Annotated in this window: 15 protein-coding genes; 1 reads left to right on the top strand and 14 read right to left on the bottom strand. The window is 60.8% G+C overall.

Translation table 11 applies throughout. From position 1 onward, the window contains the following. Positions 1–73: 73 nt before the first annotated feature. Positions 74–1609 carry an ABC transporter substrate-binding protein gene (locus Q1A63_RS17115; RefSeq protein ID WP_299632278.1) on the bottom strand — a complete coding sequence of 512 codons (1536 nt, stop codon included), beginning with the start codon at positions 1607–1609 and terminating at the stop codon, positions 74–76. A 397-nt stretch (positions 1610–2006) separates the two neighbouring features. On the opposite strand from Q1A63_RS17115, the gene Q1A63_RS17110 reads away from it, so the two are divergent. Further along, on the top strand, positions 2007–3029 hold the full coding sequence (locus tag Q1A63_RS17110) for a LacI family DNA-binding transcriptional regulator (RefSeq protein WP_299632277.1): 1023 nt from the start codon (positions 2007–2009) through the stop codon (positions 3027–3029). 123 nt (positions 3030–3152) lie between these two features. On the opposite strand, the gene Q1A63_RS17105 is transcribed toward Q1A63_RS17110, so the two are convergent. From Q1A63_RS17105 to Q1A63_RS17045, 13 genes are all read right to left on the bottom strand, one after another. Then, complete coding sequence (locus Q1A63_RS17105) at positions 3153–3821, bottom strand: cyclase family protein (protein ID WP_299632276.1); 669 nt, start codon at positions 3819–3821, stop codon at positions 3153–3155. After that, the gene (locus Q1A63_RS17100) at positions 3818–5104 is read right to left on the bottom strand and encodes a TRAP transporter large permease (RefSeq protein ID WP_298972919.1); all 1287 of its coding nucleotides are present in this window, start codon (positions 5102–5104) and stop codon (positions 3818–3820) included. The genes Q1A63_RS17105 and Q1A63_RS17100 overlap by 4 nt, the downstream gene beginning before the upstream one ends. Next, positions 5101–5553: a TRAP transporter small permease subunit gene (locus tag Q1A63_RS17095; RefSeq protein WP_298972917.1), complete on the bottom strand. Its 453-nt coding sequence runs from the start codon at positions 5551–5553 to the stop codon at positions 5101–5103. Before Q1A63_RS17095 ends, Q1A63_RS17100 begins: the two co-directional genes overlap by 4 nt. Further along, positions 5554–6543: a DctP family TRAP transporter solute-binding subunit gene (locus Q1A63_RS17090; RefSeq protein ID WP_299632275.1), complete on the bottom strand. Its 990-nt coding sequence runs from the start codon at positions 6541–6543 to the stop codon at positions 5554–5556. A gap of 18 nt (positions 6544–6561) precedes the next feature. Next, positions 6562–7455, bottom strand: a complete 894-nt coding sequence (locus tag Q1A63_RS17085; protein ID WP_298972913.1) for an amidohydrolase family protein — start codon at positions 7453–7455, stop codon at positions 6562–6564. Then, positions 7452–8927, bottom strand: a complete 1476-nt coding sequence (locus Q1A63_RS17080) for a tripartite tricarboxylate transporter permease (RefSeq protein WP_298972911.1) — start codon at positions 8925–8927, stop codon at positions 7452–7454. The genes Q1A63_RS17085 and Q1A63_RS17080 overlap by 4 nt, the downstream gene beginning before the upstream one ends. Continuing rightward, positions 8924–9382 carry a tripartite tricarboxylate transporter TctB family protein gene (locus Q1A63_RS17075; protein ID WP_298972910.1) on the bottom strand — a complete coding sequence of 153 codons (459 nt, stop codon included), beginning with the start codon at positions 9380–9382 and terminating at the stop codon, positions 8924–8926. The genes Q1A63_RS17080 and Q1A63_RS17075 overlap by 4 nt, the downstream gene beginning before the upstream one ends. 49 nt (positions 9383–9431) lie before the next feature. After that, positions 9432–10394 carry a tripartite tricarboxylate transporter substrate binding protein gene (locus Q1A63_RS17070; RefSeq protein WP_298972908.1) on the bottom strand — a complete coding sequence of 321 codons (963 nt, stop codon included), beginning with the start codon at positions 10392–10394 and terminating at the stop codon, positions 9432–9434. A 66-nt stretch (positions 10395–10460) separates the two neighbouring features. After that, positions 10461–11960 carry an aldehyde dehydrogenase (NADP(+)) gene (locus Q1A63_RS17065; protein ID WP_299632274.1) on the bottom strand — a complete coding sequence of 500 codons (1500 nt, stop codon included), beginning with the start codon at positions 11958–11960 and terminating at the stop codon, positions 10461–10463. Positions 11961–12000: 40 nt separating this feature from the next. Further along, positions 12001–13002 carry a 4-hydroxythreonine-4-phosphate dehydrogenase PdxA gene (locus Q1A63_RS17060; protein ID WP_299632273.1) on the bottom strand — a complete coding sequence of 334 codons (1002 nt, stop codon included), beginning with the start codon at positions 13000–13002 and terminating at the stop codon, positions 12001–12003. After that, positions 13002–13715: a GntR family transcriptional regulator gene (locus Q1A63_RS17055; protein ID WP_299632272.1), complete on the bottom strand. Its 714-nt coding sequence runs from the start codon at positions 13713–13715 to the stop codon at positions 13002–13004. The genes Q1A63_RS17060 and Q1A63_RS17055 overlap by 1 nt, the downstream gene beginning before the upstream one ends. Position 13716: 1 nt before the next feature. Continuing rightward, a complete protein-coding gene (locus tag Q1A63_RS17050; RefSeq protein WP_298972903.1) occupies positions 13717–14628 on the bottom strand; it encodes a dihydrodipicolinate synthase family protein in 912 nt (303 codons plus the stop codon). Next, on the bottom strand, positions 14625–15800 hold the full coding sequence (locus Q1A63_RS17045; RefSeq protein WP_299632271.1) for an L-rhamnonate dehydratase: 1176 nt from the start codon (positions 15798–15800) through the stop codon (positions 14625–14627). Before Q1A63_RS17045 ends, Q1A63_RS17050 begins: the two co-directional genes overlap by 4 nt. Positions 15801–15802: the final 2 nt, after the last annotated feature.

Raw genomic sequence — 15802 nt, 5'->3', positions numbered from 1 at the left:
AATTAGGGAAAAAGATGCGGCACCGGCCATGGCGGGTCGTCTGCCACGCCCGGGACCACTAAATCAAAGCGCGTTACTTCTGAGCGCTTTTGATCAGGTGCCAATGGCTGACACTATTGGTCGTCACACCGGGGAAGGTCCAATCGGCGACAACCGTCGGATCGACCGCAACCTCCGCATGCACCGTCGCAAGCGGCATATCGGCATATTGCTCGAACAGGTAGGTGAAGCCTTCGGCCGCTATGGCATGACGTTTGTCTGGATCAATGGTCGCCTCCAACGTGTTGGCAAGACCTTCGATCTTGTCATCCTCAAAGCCACCATAGGGCGTGCCGCGCTCGGTATGAAAGTTGACCAGAGCCGCTTCGGTCGGACGCAAAGGCGCGTTGCGCACGGGGCTGATCATATAGCTTTCGCGCGCGCGGCCCATGGAACCCAGCGTTGGCCAGTCCATTTCCACGATCTTGGTTTGCAGACCGATCGCATCGAAATAGACCTGCAACAGCTCCGACATGACCGGGAATTCCGGGTTGCCGTTCAGCGTGGAAGAGACGATTGGAATAACCGGGTCTGCAAAAGCATCCGGATAGCCTGCTTCTTCCAACAGCGCCTTGGCTTTTTCAGGGTCGTAACCATACATCTCTTCGAAACGGTCAAAGAGCTCAGGCACGAAACCTTCGTTCCGGGAATCCATCAGCCAGCTGACCGCAGGCTCGGCGCGGCCGTCATAGAGCACATCAATCATTTCCTGACGGTTGAGCGCCCGGTTCATCGCCTCACGTACCAGCACATTGGACCAGGGCAGGTCTGGGTTGAACGCAGGGTCCCCCGATTTGCCGTACATGCCGTTGAAAATCGCCCCCGTCGCCATGGCCGGGTTTTTCGAGGAAATCACCTTCTTGCCCGCGTCCAGCGCCTGCCCCTGCAACTCGCGCGGAATGCTGGCGATGCTGGCCTCACCCGACAGCAGGAGGGCGAGGATGGTGGCCTGCTCCTGCACATAGCGTATTTCCAGCACCTCAAAGTCCGGCTGCTCGCCTTGCCAGTGATCGGTGACACGCTCGAATGTTACCCCGACACCAGGCTTACGCTCGATGTATTGATAGGCCGCGGTACCTGCCGGACGCGTGTTGTACCCATCAAGCCCTTCAGCTTCATATTGCGCCTTGCTGTAGATCACCAAGGACCCACGACCCGCATGTTGGAACGCGTAGTCCGTCCGGGGCGTGTCAAACTTGAAAACGATCGTATGATCGTCAATCACCTCAACCGATTGCGCACGCAGCAGCTCCAGCGAGTTGATCGTGCTGTCGGGTCCGGTTGTCAGCTCATAGCTGTGCAGCACATCCGCCGCCGTGACAGGGCCCCAGCCATAGTGAAACTCGGCGTCTTTCTTCAGCTTGAAGGTCCATTCCGTGAATGTCTCATCGGCGGACCATTCTTCTGCGAGTTCGGAATTGTCATATTTGCCGGTGATCGGATCATGCCCGACGAGCGCCTGAAACGAGGGCAATCTCTCCCCGGTACCGCCCCAGAACAGATTGGATTCGTTCTGCGGTACGGTCGTCGCGAAAATCACGCGCTCCCCGGCAAAGGTAGACGTTGACATGCACAACGCCACAATCGCGCCCGCTAACGCCGATTTTATCGGCACTCCCGCGCTTTCAAGAAGTCTCATTTATCTTTCCTCCCAGTGCATTTCCTTGGCTACGTCTTTCGGTCGAGATCGCTCAGGTCGGTTCTCTTACTGACAAAATCGAAACGCGGCTTATGCGCGTTTGCGGACACCGGCGTCACTAAAACTACGGTCGCGATCTCGGTTCCGTCGATCAGGAGCAGTGCGATATTCAGAACCAATATGCCGCCTGATTGCACGGTTTAGTTCCGATGCGATCTACGTCCTCCCAAGGAATAGGATTATCGATAACCTTACGCAAAGTCAACGGCACGGCAAGGCGATTACGCGATATGTTGTCGGGCACCGGAATTGAGACTACGGTGCGCCCATGAATGAAACTGCAGGTCCCAAAAAGCGAACAACATTGGCCGATGTCGCGGTACGTGCAGGTGTCAGTCAGATGACCGCGTCGAAGGTATTGCGCGGCACCGGCAGTATTTCCGAAGAGACGCGGAAACGCGTCAAACAGGCGGCAAGCGATCTGGGATATGTGCCCAACCTCTTTGCCGGGTCGTTGAGTTCAAGGTCCAGTAACATCGTCGCCGTGGTTCTCCCCTCGATCAACGACGCCGTTTTTGGCGAGGTCGTGGCAGGTATCAACGATGTGCTTCGACCTGAGGGATATGTGACCTTCATCGGCGAGTCGCATTTGAACCCAGAAAGCGAAGAGAAGATTATTCAAACGGTTCTGTCGATGCAGCCAGCGGGAATTATCCTCACCGGTGGGATTCACCGAACAGCGAAAGCCGGTCAGTTGCTGAAAAGCTGGGCCTGTCCGATCATTCAAATCTGGGACGAGGAAGACGAACACTATGACGGCTGCATTGCGCCCGATCACGCCAAGGCCGGTCGCCTCACAGCACAGCACTTCATCGACCGGGGCGTCAGACGCCCGGCGTATATTGGTGCAGAGCTGAGAAAAGACATCTGTGCGGCCCGCCGGTTCGAGACCTTCAAACGGACAATCTGCGAGGCCGGTTTGCAGCTCACCGAAGTGATTGATCAGGAGCTTCCCCGGCAGCCGGAGGCAGGCCGTACGCTTGTCGCCGACCTGATGCGAAAACAAGCGGACACGGATGCGATCTATTTCCTGAACGACGCCATGGCGACCGGTGGTCTATCCTGGCTGCACGAGGCCTCATTTTCGGTGCCCGACCAAGTGGCGGTTGCCGCGTTTAACGGAACGTCTTTGGCACATGCCATACGAACGCGCCTGACGACCGTGCCCATCGAACGCCTGAAACTGGGCCAGGTCGCGGCAAAAACATTGCTCGAGGCCATCGACACCAGATCGACCGAAAAAAGGCGTGAGGTTTTCCGTGTGGAACTGTCCAGAGGCAACACGTCTTAGCCACGCGCATCTTGTGAGAGGGCATTTATCGCGAGACCCCTGGTAGCGATCTGCAGGACTGCACTCCTCGAATCCATCGGTTTGGCGCGTGCAAGCGATGCCGTGACCGGAATTCACCCACATTCAACCGTTCCACGCAACCACGCGTGCAGGAGCACCATCGCTGGCGGGCAGTTTCAGCGGCAGCGCGACAAATTGAACAGTCTGTTCCGTGATCTGTGCCGTGCCAATCAGGTATTCGATCAGCGTGATCCCGTCACGCAGCAGAATATCGTGAGAGACATGCTCTTCGATGGGAGGCATCTCGCCATCCAGCACCCGGCGGATCGTGTGATCTTGCGGGAAGTCAAAGGCGACCGAGGTTGGATTTCGATCCCGTAGCCAACGGCAAGCTTCGGCAGAAAGATACGGCGCGTCGTGCCAGTACGCTGGCGTACGCCAGTCCCGTTGCTCGTCCCAACAAGTGCGAAACAGGGCGATCTGGCCCGGCACCAAGTGTTGCGCGGCCCGATCCAGATGGCGGGCGGTGATTTCCTCGTTTGGCACAATATCCGACAGGTCGATCACCGCCGCTGTTCCCATCACGCGCGACAGCTCCAGCGCATCCGTTGTCGGCCCGCCCGGCACCATATGGCACGGTGCGTCGAGATGCGTGAACGCGTGACAGGAGACACCGAAAGAGGTGACTTCGAAGATATCGCCAGCCTTGAAATCACCCTTTTTGTCTCGCTCAAGCGGCCAGCGGAAATGGCCGCTTTCCATGGGCATGGTCAGATCATAAATCACGGTCATCCTCCGGAATAGAGCTGTGGCAAGGTCAGAACCAGAGCCGGAAAGCATATGCACAGGATCAGGGCTGCAAAAAGCGCCGCGAGAAACGGCAGGCTTTCCCGGATGACCACTTCGGGCTTTTCCCGCGCAATATAGGCTGACAGGTAGATTAGGTATCCCACCGGTGGCGTCGTTAGTCCGATCATCAGGTTCAGCACAATCAAAACGCCGAAATGAATAGGATCAACGCCGATGTCCTGCATAATCGGCAAGAGAACCGGCACTGTCACCACCAGCCCTGCCAGCGGGTCCATGAAGAGACCGATCAAAAGCACGAAGATCATAGCCATGACCAGAACCCAAAACGGATTATCACTGATGGAAAAAATCAACTCCGCCGCGGTGGTGGAGACTTTCAGATCTGCCACGATCCACGCAAAGACCGACGATGCACCAACGATGACCAGAACGGTCGCACTGCCCTTGGCCGCGGCGACCAGAGCCTCTCCGCATGCCGTCCAGGTCAGTTCGCGAAACCAGAACTTGCCGATGACAAAGGCGTAGGTCACGGCGACGGCACCTGCTTCTGTGGCCGTCATGACCCCGCCCAGAATACCGCCGACGATGATCACCGGCGTCGCCAGTGCCACAAGCGCCGATGAGCCTGCGCGCAGGATGGCTCCAAAACCCTGCCAGCGGCCCGCTGGATAGCCACGCCGCATGGCGACCACATAGACCATCACCATCAGGCAGATCGCGACCAGCAACCCGGGCAGGATACCTGCCAGAAACATCTTGCCCACCGATTGCTGCGCCAGCACGGCATAGACGATCATCGGAATCGACGGCGGGATGATCGGACCAATGACGCTGGAACATTGCGTCACCGCAGCCGCAAATCCGCGTGAGAACCCGGCCTTTTCCATCGCCGGGACCATCACCGACCCAATGGCGGCCGTATCGGCTACGGCAGAACCGGAAATGCCTGAGAAAAACACAGATGAGGCCACGTTCACATGACCCAGCCCGCCTCGGATATGGCCAACGCAGGCCTCGGCAAGGGCTACGATGCGACGCGTCACCCCGCCCCGGTTCATCAATTCCCCGGCCAGGAAGAAGAACCCCACTGCCAGAAGCAGAAAATTGTCGATCCCCGACAGGAACAGCTGTGCGATGATTTCCAGCGGCACGTAGTCGCGATAAATCAGCAACGCCAGGGTCGAGGACAGCAGGATCGCAAAAACCAGATGCACGCCCAGCAGCGACAGCCCGATCATCGTGCCAAGCAGAACCAGAAGCGTCATGTCTTGGGCTCTTTTTCAGGCAGAAAGCCGCGCCAGAGCAGCACGACGGCCCAGGCGGCTCCGCCCGCGATGGCCGCCCAGAAGTACCAGGCTTTGGAGAGGCCCAGCGTCACGTAGCGGTCAGACCCAAAGACCGCGTTCATGGTCCAGCCGCCCCAGACGACCAGCCCCAGTGCCGCGACGCCCGCGATCACGCCAACCTGTGCCAAGACCGGGCGCCAGCGCGGTTTGTCCGCCATCAGCCCGATGCGCATGTGATCGGCCCCGATGGCCGCCAGAAGGATCACCCAAACGTAGAGCAGGCGGTTGGCCTCCTCCGCCCAGATGATCGAGCTGTTCAGCACATAGCGGGCAAAGACCTGGCTGACGGTCAGAACCACGACCGCCAGCATCAGCCCGCCCACGGTGATGCGCCACAGGCGCACCACCAGATTTACAAGGCCTACCATTTATTCGGCCAACGCGTCGACTTTGTTCAGCAGGTCATCGCCGAACTGGTCGACATAGGCCACACGCGTCTGCTCTGCGACAGCCGCCCGGAAGGCGGAGACGTCAGGCTCTTTCACAACCTCGACACCGGCGTCTATCATTGCTTGCAGACTGCCGGCCTCCTTGGCCGCATTCAGCGCCCGTTCGTAAGAGGCCGAAAGTTTGGCCGCGATCCGCAAAGCCTCCTGATACTCAGGCTTGAGCCGCGCGAACTTACCATAGTTCGCCACCAGCGGGGCCGCCGTATAGGCATGGGCGGTCAGCGACAGATGCTTTTGCACCTCATGCAGTTTCGACGCGTAGATGTGGTTGACCGGGTTCTCCTGCCCGTCGATGGTGCCGGTTTGCAAGGCCGAATAGACCTCCGAGAAAGGCATTGGGGCCGGGTTGGCGCCGAGGATCTTGAAGGCTTCAAGATGTGCGGGGTTCGGTGTGGTGCGCAGTTTTAGACCGGCCAGATCGGCGGGCGTTTCCACCGCACGGGTGTTGTTTGTCAGGTTGCGGAACCCGATCTCCCAAAACGCGAGCCCTTGCAGGTTCGATTGGTTGATCGAGGCCATTAACTCCTCACCCACCTCTCCGTCCATCACCGCATAGGCGTGTTCCGCCGATTGGAACAGGAACGGCAGATCAAGCAGGTTCACCTGCGGCGCGAAGGCGGTGAAATAGGGGTTGCCGACCAGCACTAGGTCGATCGAGCCAAGGCGTGCCCCTTCCAGCATGGTCGGGGAATTGCCCAACTCGCCCGCAGGGTGCAGCGAAATCTCGACCTCTCCGCCGGTCATGTTCTCGACCGTGAACTTGAAGTGTTCCGCTGCCAGATAGGCGGTATCGCCGGGTTTGGCGTAGTGGCCAAAGCGCAAGGTGACCTCCTGCGCAAAAGACGCGCCTGCCATGACGGCACCGGCCATGGCCAGCCCGATGGTGTTCAAAAGTGTACGTTGTTTCATGTCGTCCTCCACTGATGGTTAGGTCGGCACCTCCTCGATGCCGTAGATGCGGGCCGCAGTGCCAGAAAACAGCGCGCCCCGCTCGGTCTCGCTCAAGTCACGGGTGGCGAGGTCGAAGCCGGAAAAGATCGTGTCAAAGGAGTCGCAGAGCCCATCGACCGGGAAATTCGAGGCAAACATCGCGCGATCAGGCGAAAAGATGTCGATGGTCTGCCGGATGATGTCGCGGTTGTCCTCAAGGCGCCAGGGACGCCCCGGCAGGCCGAGGCCTGAGATTTTCACGACCACCTGAGGCAGCTTTGCAATCGCCTCCATCGCCGCGCGCCAGCCTGCCAGTCCTTCGGGGGAGCGGTCGGAGGGCAAGCCAGTGTGGTTAAGAATGATCGGCACTTCTGGCGCCAGATCGGCCATCGCAGGCACTTCACCCAAGTGCCACCACGGGGTTTGCAGATCGAACATCAGCCCCGCCTCGGCCAGCTTTCTGAAGCCCTGGCAGTAGGCCGGATCACTCATACCGCCGGGCGCCTGACCAGGGGCCGCGTTGGCGTGCGGTTTGTGGCGAACCGATTTGACGATGGGCAACGGGCCGATCACGTCCAGCACGGCGCTGAGATCGTCGCGGTCCAGCCAGGCCTGCGCCACATGGGCAGCCGGACGCCCGGTTGCATCGGCGATCTTTTGCATCCAGATGGCTTCCCCGGTGGGGTCGGACGGGTCCCACTCCCCCTCCATCGTGACACTGGCGACAACATCCCAGCCCCGGGACGCCTGATCATATTCCTCAGACATGAACCGCCCTCGGATGCACGCATAGTCCCCGTAGCGAAACGGGATCATCGGCTCGTCCCGCAACCATGGATGATAATTCCGCTCCGGGTCCCAGAAATGATGATGCGCGTCGATCACTCTCATGCGCGGCCCCCGCGGATGTGTTTCACAATGGGCCAGGCCCAAACGGCCAGAACGGTCAGCGCCAAGGCGGCAGCAACCGGTCGCGACACAAAGATCATCAGGTTGCCGTCGGATTTCAGCATGGAGGTGACAAAGTTGAACTCCAGCATGCCCCCCAAGACGATGCCAAGGATGGCGGGGGCGACCGGGATACCGTTTTCCTCAAAAAGCCAGCCGATCAGGCCGAAAACCAGCATCACCACCACGCCGAATGCTGTGTTGTTGATGGCAAAGCTGCCGACGATGCAGCAGGCAAAGACGACCGGCAGGTAGTAGGCGGGCTTCATCGTCAGCAGGTGGCGCGCGGCGCGGATGATCAGCCAGCCAAAGGGAATGAGCAGCAGGTTGGCCAGAAAGAAGGCGATGAAGATCGCATAGACCAGTTCGGGCGTTTTGGTGAAAATGATCGGCCCGGGTTCGAGCCCCTTGAGGTAGAGAACACCGATCACGATGGCCGTGATGCTGTCGCCAGGGATGCCAAAGACCAGCGTTGGCACCCAGGCACTGGAAAGCGCGCCATTGTTGGCGGCACCCGCCTCCACAATGCCCTCGTCATGGCCATGACCGAATTTTTCCGGCGTTTTCGAACGGCGCTTGGCCACCGCGTAGGCGACCCAGGCAGCGATGTCGGCTCCTGCACCCGGCAGAGCGCCGATCATGGAGCCCGCGAGGCTACCCCGCAGCAGATTGGTTCTGCGTCGCCTCAGATTTGCACCAAGCCCCTGAAACACCGGCCCCATGCGGGGCGGGGTGATCTTGCCTTGGGGAAGCGCCACGTTGCGCAGGATCTCCGGGATCGCAAACATGCCGATCATCGCGGGGATAAAGCTGACCCCGCCCATCAATTCAGTCGAGCCGAAGGTGAAGCGTGGCTGCCCCGCTACCTCATCAATGCCGATGGAGGCGACCCAGAGACCGAATAAAAGCGACAAGATGCCCTTCAGCGGCGCGCCGGTCGAGATAATGGCGGCACAGCTCAGACCCAGAAGAGCCAGCCAGAAATACTCCACTGATGAGAAGTTGGTCGCAAATCTCGCCAACAACGGCGCAGCAACCATCAACAGGATCACCCCGACCACGCCACCGAAGCAGGCCGCGCCCATGGACAATCCCAAAGCACGTTCCGGGCAGCCCTCCTTTGCCATGACATGGGCGTCCTGCACATAGGCCGCCGAGGCGGGTGTGCCAGGAATGCGCAGCAGCGCTCCAGGAATGTCGCCGGCAAAGATCGCCATGGCTGCCAGCGCCGCAATGGCGGAAATCGCTGGGACGGGATCCATGAAGAAAGTGATCGGGATCAGCAATGCCACCCCCATCACCGCCGTCAGCCCCGGAATGGCCCCGATGGTCAGCCCCAAAAGGCTGGCAAGGATCACGGTGATCAGAACGTCCGGTTGAAAAACCAGCGTCAGGGCGTCGGTCAGGACACTCACACCAGCCAGCCTTCAACGACCCCGAAGGGCAGCGGGATACGCAGAAGTACGCTGAAAACAACATGTAGCAAAAGGCTGAGCCCGACGGCCACGCCAAGCCCGAAGAGGAAGCGGCCGCGCATGAGCATGACCAGCGTCAGGATCAGCAGGGCCGTGGTCAGTATGAACCCCAGGAACGGCGCGACAAGAACCCATGCGATGCCGCCGAGGGGCAGCGCTGCCGCTTTGAATGCCTGAGCTGTTCGCATCCACTCCGGCACCGTCATCCAGGGGCTCGGCCCGGAGGACAGGATCATCGCACAGCCCGTCAGCGCAAGGCAGCCCGCAGTGATGCGCGGGAAAAAGCCCGAGCCAAACTGCTGGCCCGGCACCGCGCGAAACCCGAAGGTGCCGTAGAAGATGGCGGCTGCGCCAATCAGGGCGACGATGCCGATGAAGCGGTTTGAAAACTGCATAGTGTGACATGCCTCCGGACAGGGGTGCGCCCTGCCCGAAAGCGCTTGCTTACTTGGCGATGCCGAGATCGGTCAGCAGCTCTTTGGCCGCATCGGAGAACTCGTCCGCAAAGACCGAAAAGGCCTCGGAGCCATCAAAGAGCGGTGTGATGCCGCGCTGTGCCAAAGCGTCCTGCACGGCGTCCGAGCCATGGGCGGCTTTGGCAGCCGTCTCGACCTTGGCTTTGACCTCCTCCGGCAATCCACTGGGGGCGCAGAGCGAGAACCAGTTGGTCAGCGACCAGTCCACCCCGCTTTCTTTCAAGGTCGGGACGTCCGGGAAGGCAGGGGATCGTTCATCGGCCATGACACCAAGGATTTTCACCTCGCCTGCATCGGCCAGCGCGCGGGCCTCAATGGGGGAGCCGGTGAACATGCTGATGCCACCGGAGACCAAATCCTGCAGTGCCGGCGCCCCGCCTTTGGAGGGGATGAACTTGACCGTGTCAGCCGCCCCGCCGGCAGATTTCATCATGCCCGCAACGGCCATGTGCCATGGCCCACCGAGCCCGGACCCGGAGGAAGTCAACGTGCCCGTTTGGGCCGCGTCGATCACCTCTTTCACCGAAGCATAGGGGCTATCGGCCGCAACGGTGACCCCCGCCGGGATCGTTGCAAGCCGTGAAATCAAATCGTAGCTGGCGGGCGTGATGTCCGCCAACCCAACCGTCTCGAAATAGGTGATTTCGGACGTGCAGGCGCCCAGCGTGTAGCCGTCAGCCTTGCCATTGGCGATGGCCGAATGCCCCACCACACCAGAGCCGCCGGTGCGGTTGATGACATTGATGGGCTGGCCCATTTCCTTCTCGAAGCCCACGGCGAAGATGCGAATGATGGTATCGGTGCCACCGCCTGCCCCCCAGGGCACGATGATGGTCACCGGGCGTTCAGGGTAATCAGCCAGCACCGGCGCGGCAACAAGGCTTGCGAGCGCCGACAGGCCAGCGGCGAAAGTGAACTTGAATGATGTCATTTTATCCTCCCATGCCACGGTTCGTAGAGCAACCGCGCCCGGCGTGGCGACCAGGCGCGGCTTGTGTCAGAACGCCTCCGGCAAAAGCGCATCGGGCAGGTTCTGGTAGCAAACCGGGCGCAGGAAGCGACGGATGGACAGGGTGCCCACCGATGTGGCCCCGAAGTTGGTGGAGGCCGGGTATGGCCCGCCATGGACCATCGTGTCGGAGACCTCGACACCCGTCGGAAAGCCGTTGACCAGGATGCGGCCCGCCTTGCGCTCGAGCAGCGGCAGCAGGGTCTGCGCCGCCCCAGTGTCGCCTTCGTCCATATGCAGCGTGCAGGTCAACTGGCCCTGGATCGCACGGGCGATATCGGCCATTTGATCCAGGCTTTCCGCCTCGACAATGATGCCCAGGGGACCGAAGACCTCTTCCTGAAGATCGTGGTTGGCCAGCCAATCTTGGGCCGAGATTTTAAAGAGGTACGGTTTCGCCGCGCGCCCGTCAGAGGCGGTGCCCAGCAGCTCCGTCGCGCCGTCTGCAACCCGCGCCACGCCCTGCCGATAAGCATCCGCAATGCCGTCGGTCAGCATCGTCTGGGCACCTGCGTCTTTCAAAGCGGCCGCAGCGGCAGCGACGAAGGCATCGGCGCCTGGCAAAACCACCGCGATGCCGGGGTTGGTACAGAACTGCCCAACCCCCATAGTTAGAGAGCCTGCCCAGCCCGTGCCGATCTCGGCACCGCGGGCCTTAGTGGCCTCGGGCAAGAGGAACATCGGGTTGACGGACCCAAGCTCGCCAAAGAACGGGATCGGTTCCGGTCGCGCAGCGCAGAGATCAAAAAGCGCACGGCCTCCGGCCAGCGAGCCGGTAAAGCCTACGGCACGGATCAACGGATGCTGCACCAGTGCGGTGCCCACGTCGCGTTTGCCCCCTTGGATCAGGCTGAAAGTGCCTGCGGGCATGCCGGTTTTCTGGATTGCCGCGTGAATGGCCTCGGCCACGATCTCGCCCGTACCGGGATGGGCCGAATGCCCCTTAACGACAACCGGGCATCCCGCTGCAAGCGCCGCCGCCGTATCCCCGCCTGCCGTCGAAAAGGCCAGTGGAAAGTTAGACGCACCAAATACGGCGACCGGCCCGATGGGGCGCTGCAACATCTTCAAATCCGGGCGCGGCAGCGGCGCGCGATCGGGCAAGGCGGCATCATGGCGACGGTCCAGATAATCCCCCTTCAGGATATGGTCCGCAAACAGGCGCAACTGCCCGGTCGTGCGCCCGCGCTCCCCCTGAAGCCGCGCCTCAGGCAGGCCGGTTTCCTGCGTACCGATCTCGGTAATGGCATCGCCGCGCGCCTCGATCTCACCGGCAATCGCGTTCAAAAGGGCCGCGCGGGTTGCGCGGGCGGTGGTGCCAAATGTTTCAAAGGCAGTTTCTGCTGCTGCGCAGGCGCGCTCCACCATTTCGGTCGTGCCGATGCAAAAGGTATGGGCGGCGCCATGGGCCGGATCAGAAAGAAAAGTCTGGTCGGTTGTGACCCACTCTCCGGCAATCAGATGTTTTCCATGCGGTTTAAAGCTCATCTTGGGGTATCCCGTTATCCGATGTGTAGTTCGAACGGCATCACGCCGCCGCGTTCCTTGCGTTTTCAGCCATGCGCAAAAGCAATTCAAAAGCCTGTCGGGTCGCGCTCACATTGGCGATGCCCTTGCCCGCAATGTCGAAGGCCGTGCCATGGGCAGGGGTTGCCACCGGGATCGGCAGGCCACCCGCCACGGTCACGCCCCGGTCGAACCCCATCAGCTTGATCGCGATCTGACCCTGGTCGTGATACATGGTCACCACGGCATCAACCTCGCCCCGCTTGGCCTTGAGGAACACGGTGTCCGAAGGCCAGGGGCCGGTCACATTCATCTGCTTGTCCTGGCAGGCCTTAACGACGGGTTCGATCACATCGATCTCCTCGCGCCCGAACTTGCCGTTGTCACCCGCATGCGGGTTCAGCGCTGCGACCGCCACATGGGGCCGCGTCTTGCCGGACCGGGCCAGCGTGTCATGAGCCAACGCGACCGCGCGCATAATGCCGGGGCCATCGATGTTCGCCGCGACATCCTTCAAGCCGATATGGCTCGTGACGCGGGTGGTCATCAGCTCATCAAGCACGTTGATTTCGGAATGATACCCTTCGAAGCCCAGATAGCGCGCCATGTAGCGGTGCTCATCCTCGGCATTGAGCCCGGCGGAGGTCATCGCGGCCTTGTTGAAGGGCGCAAAGAGCACGCCATCCACATGGCCCGCCTGCGCCAGGTCAAGCGCCTTGTCCAGACAGCGCAGCGATGTGGTGCCGCCCGCAACGGTCACCTCAGCGACTTTCACGTCACCGGGCGCGATGGTCGCAAGGTGCAAGTGCGCCAGACCTTCGAACGCAGCGACATCCGCTTCGTCAACCGTGTTCAGCGGCACCTCGACCCCGGCCTGCTCGGCGCCGCGTTGCCACAGATGCGCGTCACCAACCAGCAGGATATTGGCAGCGACACATACGCCGTCTTCCTGCAAGAGCTTCGCGATCAGTTCTGGTCCGATGCCGGAGGGATCACCGGGGACAATGGCAAGTCTGGGACGCATCAATCGGTCTCCTTGGCGGTTTCAATCTCGGCAACTGCGGCGGCGATGTTGGTCTCCGCCGTGCGCAGGTGGTTCTTCAGCGCCTTGCGCGCGGCAGTGGCGTCGCGGGCGGTGAGCGCTTCGACAATTTCCAGGTGTTCGTTCCGCGTCGCTTCGCGGCTGGCCACCCGTTGCGAGGACAAAAACCGCACCCGCCACAGACGCGCATTGTAGGTCGCGTGGGTTTCAGCCAAGGCCTCATTGCCAGAGGCGGCGACGATGGCCTCGTGGAACCGCATATCCATTCGGAACGCCTCCAGTTGCCCGTCCGTGTCCCGCGCCTCTTTGATCGAGGTGTTGATCTCCGCGATCCTGGCCAGTTGCGCGTCGGTCGCCTCTGCGCAGGCCAACTCTCCCGCCAACGCCTCCAGCGCCCCCTGCACCCGCAGCCAGTCGTTGATTTCATCCAGCGACGGGTCGGCCACGCGGGGGCGACGAGTGGGTCCGTAGACAATCAACCCTTCAGCTTCGAGAATGCGCAGGGCCTCTTTCAGGGGGGTGCGGCTGATGCCAAAGGCCTCGGCCAGGTCCCGTTCGCGCACCGGCATCCCCGGCGCCAGCCTGCCCAGCATGATGAATTCGCGCAGGTTGTCAGCTGCCTCCATCGCCAGAGACTGCCGTGGTTTCAGCTCAACAAATTCGCGCAGTTCGTTTGTCCAGGCGCTCTCACTCATCTTATCTTCCCCATCTTAGGACCAGTGGCTCCAGAGGCCGCAGAAGCTCAATCAACCGGGAGCGGATCGCCGGGTGAAGGGGCGGGATCGGGTGACGGCAGAACTCGGAACTGATCACCCCACCCTCGACCATCGCGGCCTTGCAGGATTGCCAGCCACATTGCCGGTTTTCGTGGTTGATGGCCATGGCGACCCGGCCGTAAGCCTCGGTCGCACCCGCCACATCGCCCGCATGGTGTTTGGTGATCACCGGCTTGATCTGATCGACGATCATGCCGCTGGTCATGGAGCCGGTGGCCCCCGCATCGAGATCGGCCAGCAGCGTGATCGCTTCCTCGCCGTCAAACGGCGCTTCAATGGCCTCCCCGCCCTGCTCAATCAGCGCACGGATCTTGTTGGCGGCCCGCGGGGATTCGATCTTGAAGAGTTTCACCGCCTCGATCTCACGCGCCATCCGCACCAGCAGCGGCACCGGCAGATCAACACCCGACAGCGGCGCATCCTGTACCATGATCGGAATGCCCACCTCCCCCACGACCGCGAACTGCTCAAAACTCTGCTCCGGCGTACCTTTCAGTAGCGCGCCATGATAGGGCGGCATCATCATCACGATGTCGGCACCAAGGTCTTTGGCGAACTGCGCGCGCTCTACGGCAATCTGGGTCGCGTAGTGGCTGATCGTGACAATCACCGGCACCCGACCTGAGATATGTTCGACACTCAACCGCGCGAGGGTCTCGCGTTCTGCGTCCGAGATCAGGAACTGTTCAGAGAAATTCGCAAGTATGCAAATCCCGTCTGCCCCCTGATCGATCAGGCAATCGAGTACCCGCTTCATGCCCTTCAAGTCCAGCGTACCATCGTCGTTGAAGGGCGTAGGGGCGACGGGCCATATGCCGGTGTATTTGCTCATTCTGTGATCTCGAAATGTTTGAGGTGTTTGTCGGTGATAGAGATGCCGAGGCCCGGCGTCTCATCATCGAGCTGCAGATAGCCCTCCACCGCCTCTGCGTCGCCGTCGAAGATGTAGTAGAAGAGCTCATTGCCCACCTCGACATCGAAAACCGGGAAATATTCGCTGATCGGGCAGTTGGTATTGGCCATGGTCAGGTGATAGTTGTGCATCTGCCCCGCATGGGGGATCACCGGGATTTGCGCGGCCTCGGCAATGGCGTTGATCTTTTGCGCAGCCGTAATGCCGCCGACGCGGTTGGTGTCGTATTGCAGAATGCTCACGGCCTTTTTCTGGATCAGGTCATTGCAGCCCATCACACTGAACTCATGCTCCCCACCCGAAATCGGAACGATGCCCATGGCGTTGAGCTCGGCGTAGCCCGCCACATCGTCGGCGATCACCGGTTCTTCGAGCCAGCGCGGTTCATATTTCGCCAACTTCGGCAGCATCCGCTTGGCGTAATCAAGGTTCCAGCCCATGTAGCATTCGAGCATGAGATCGACGTCATAGCCCAGCACCTCGCGCAGGGCTTCGACGCGCTTGAGATTCTCGCGCATCCCCTGCATGCCGTCCTTTGGGCCAAAGCCAAAGCGCGATTTATAAGCCTGATAGCCATGCTTTTGCGCTTCTACTGCCTCGGCCTGCATCGTCGGAATATCCGCTGCGTAAAGCTTGGAGTAATAGACCGGGATTTTCTCTTTGGTGCGCCCGCCCAGCAGTTTGAACACCGGCTTGCCCACCAGCTTGCCCATCAGATCCCAGATCGCAATGTCGATGGCCGAGATCGCCGTCATGCCGATGCCCTTGCGACCCCAGGCATGGGTGCGGCGGTACATCTTTTCCCAGATGTAGGCATAATCGAATGGGTCCTCGCCGATCACCAGCGGCGCGTACCAGTCATCAATCGCCTGTTTGACCACCGTGGGGGCAAGGGCGGCGTTGCCGATGCCGATGGTGCCATCCTCAGCCTCCACCTCGCAGGTCAGCCACTGGTGAAACCGGAAGGACGCCATCGCATCGCCCTTCATCCACAGCGCATCGGAGGCATTGGTGCAAAAATTTCCCTGGGGCGGGACGGTCGGGCCGGTCCAGTTCCAAACGCGGGTACGAATAGATTTGATCTTGGTCATGA

Origin of the sequence: uncultured Roseobacter sp., from assembly GCF_947499265.1 — a bacterium.
Lineage (GTDB): Bacteria > Pseudomonadota > Alphaproteobacteria > Rhodobacterales > Rhodobacteraceae > Roseobacter.
Note: the sequence above shows the minus strand (reverse complement) of the source record. Positions and strands in the feature narration are given on the sequence as shown.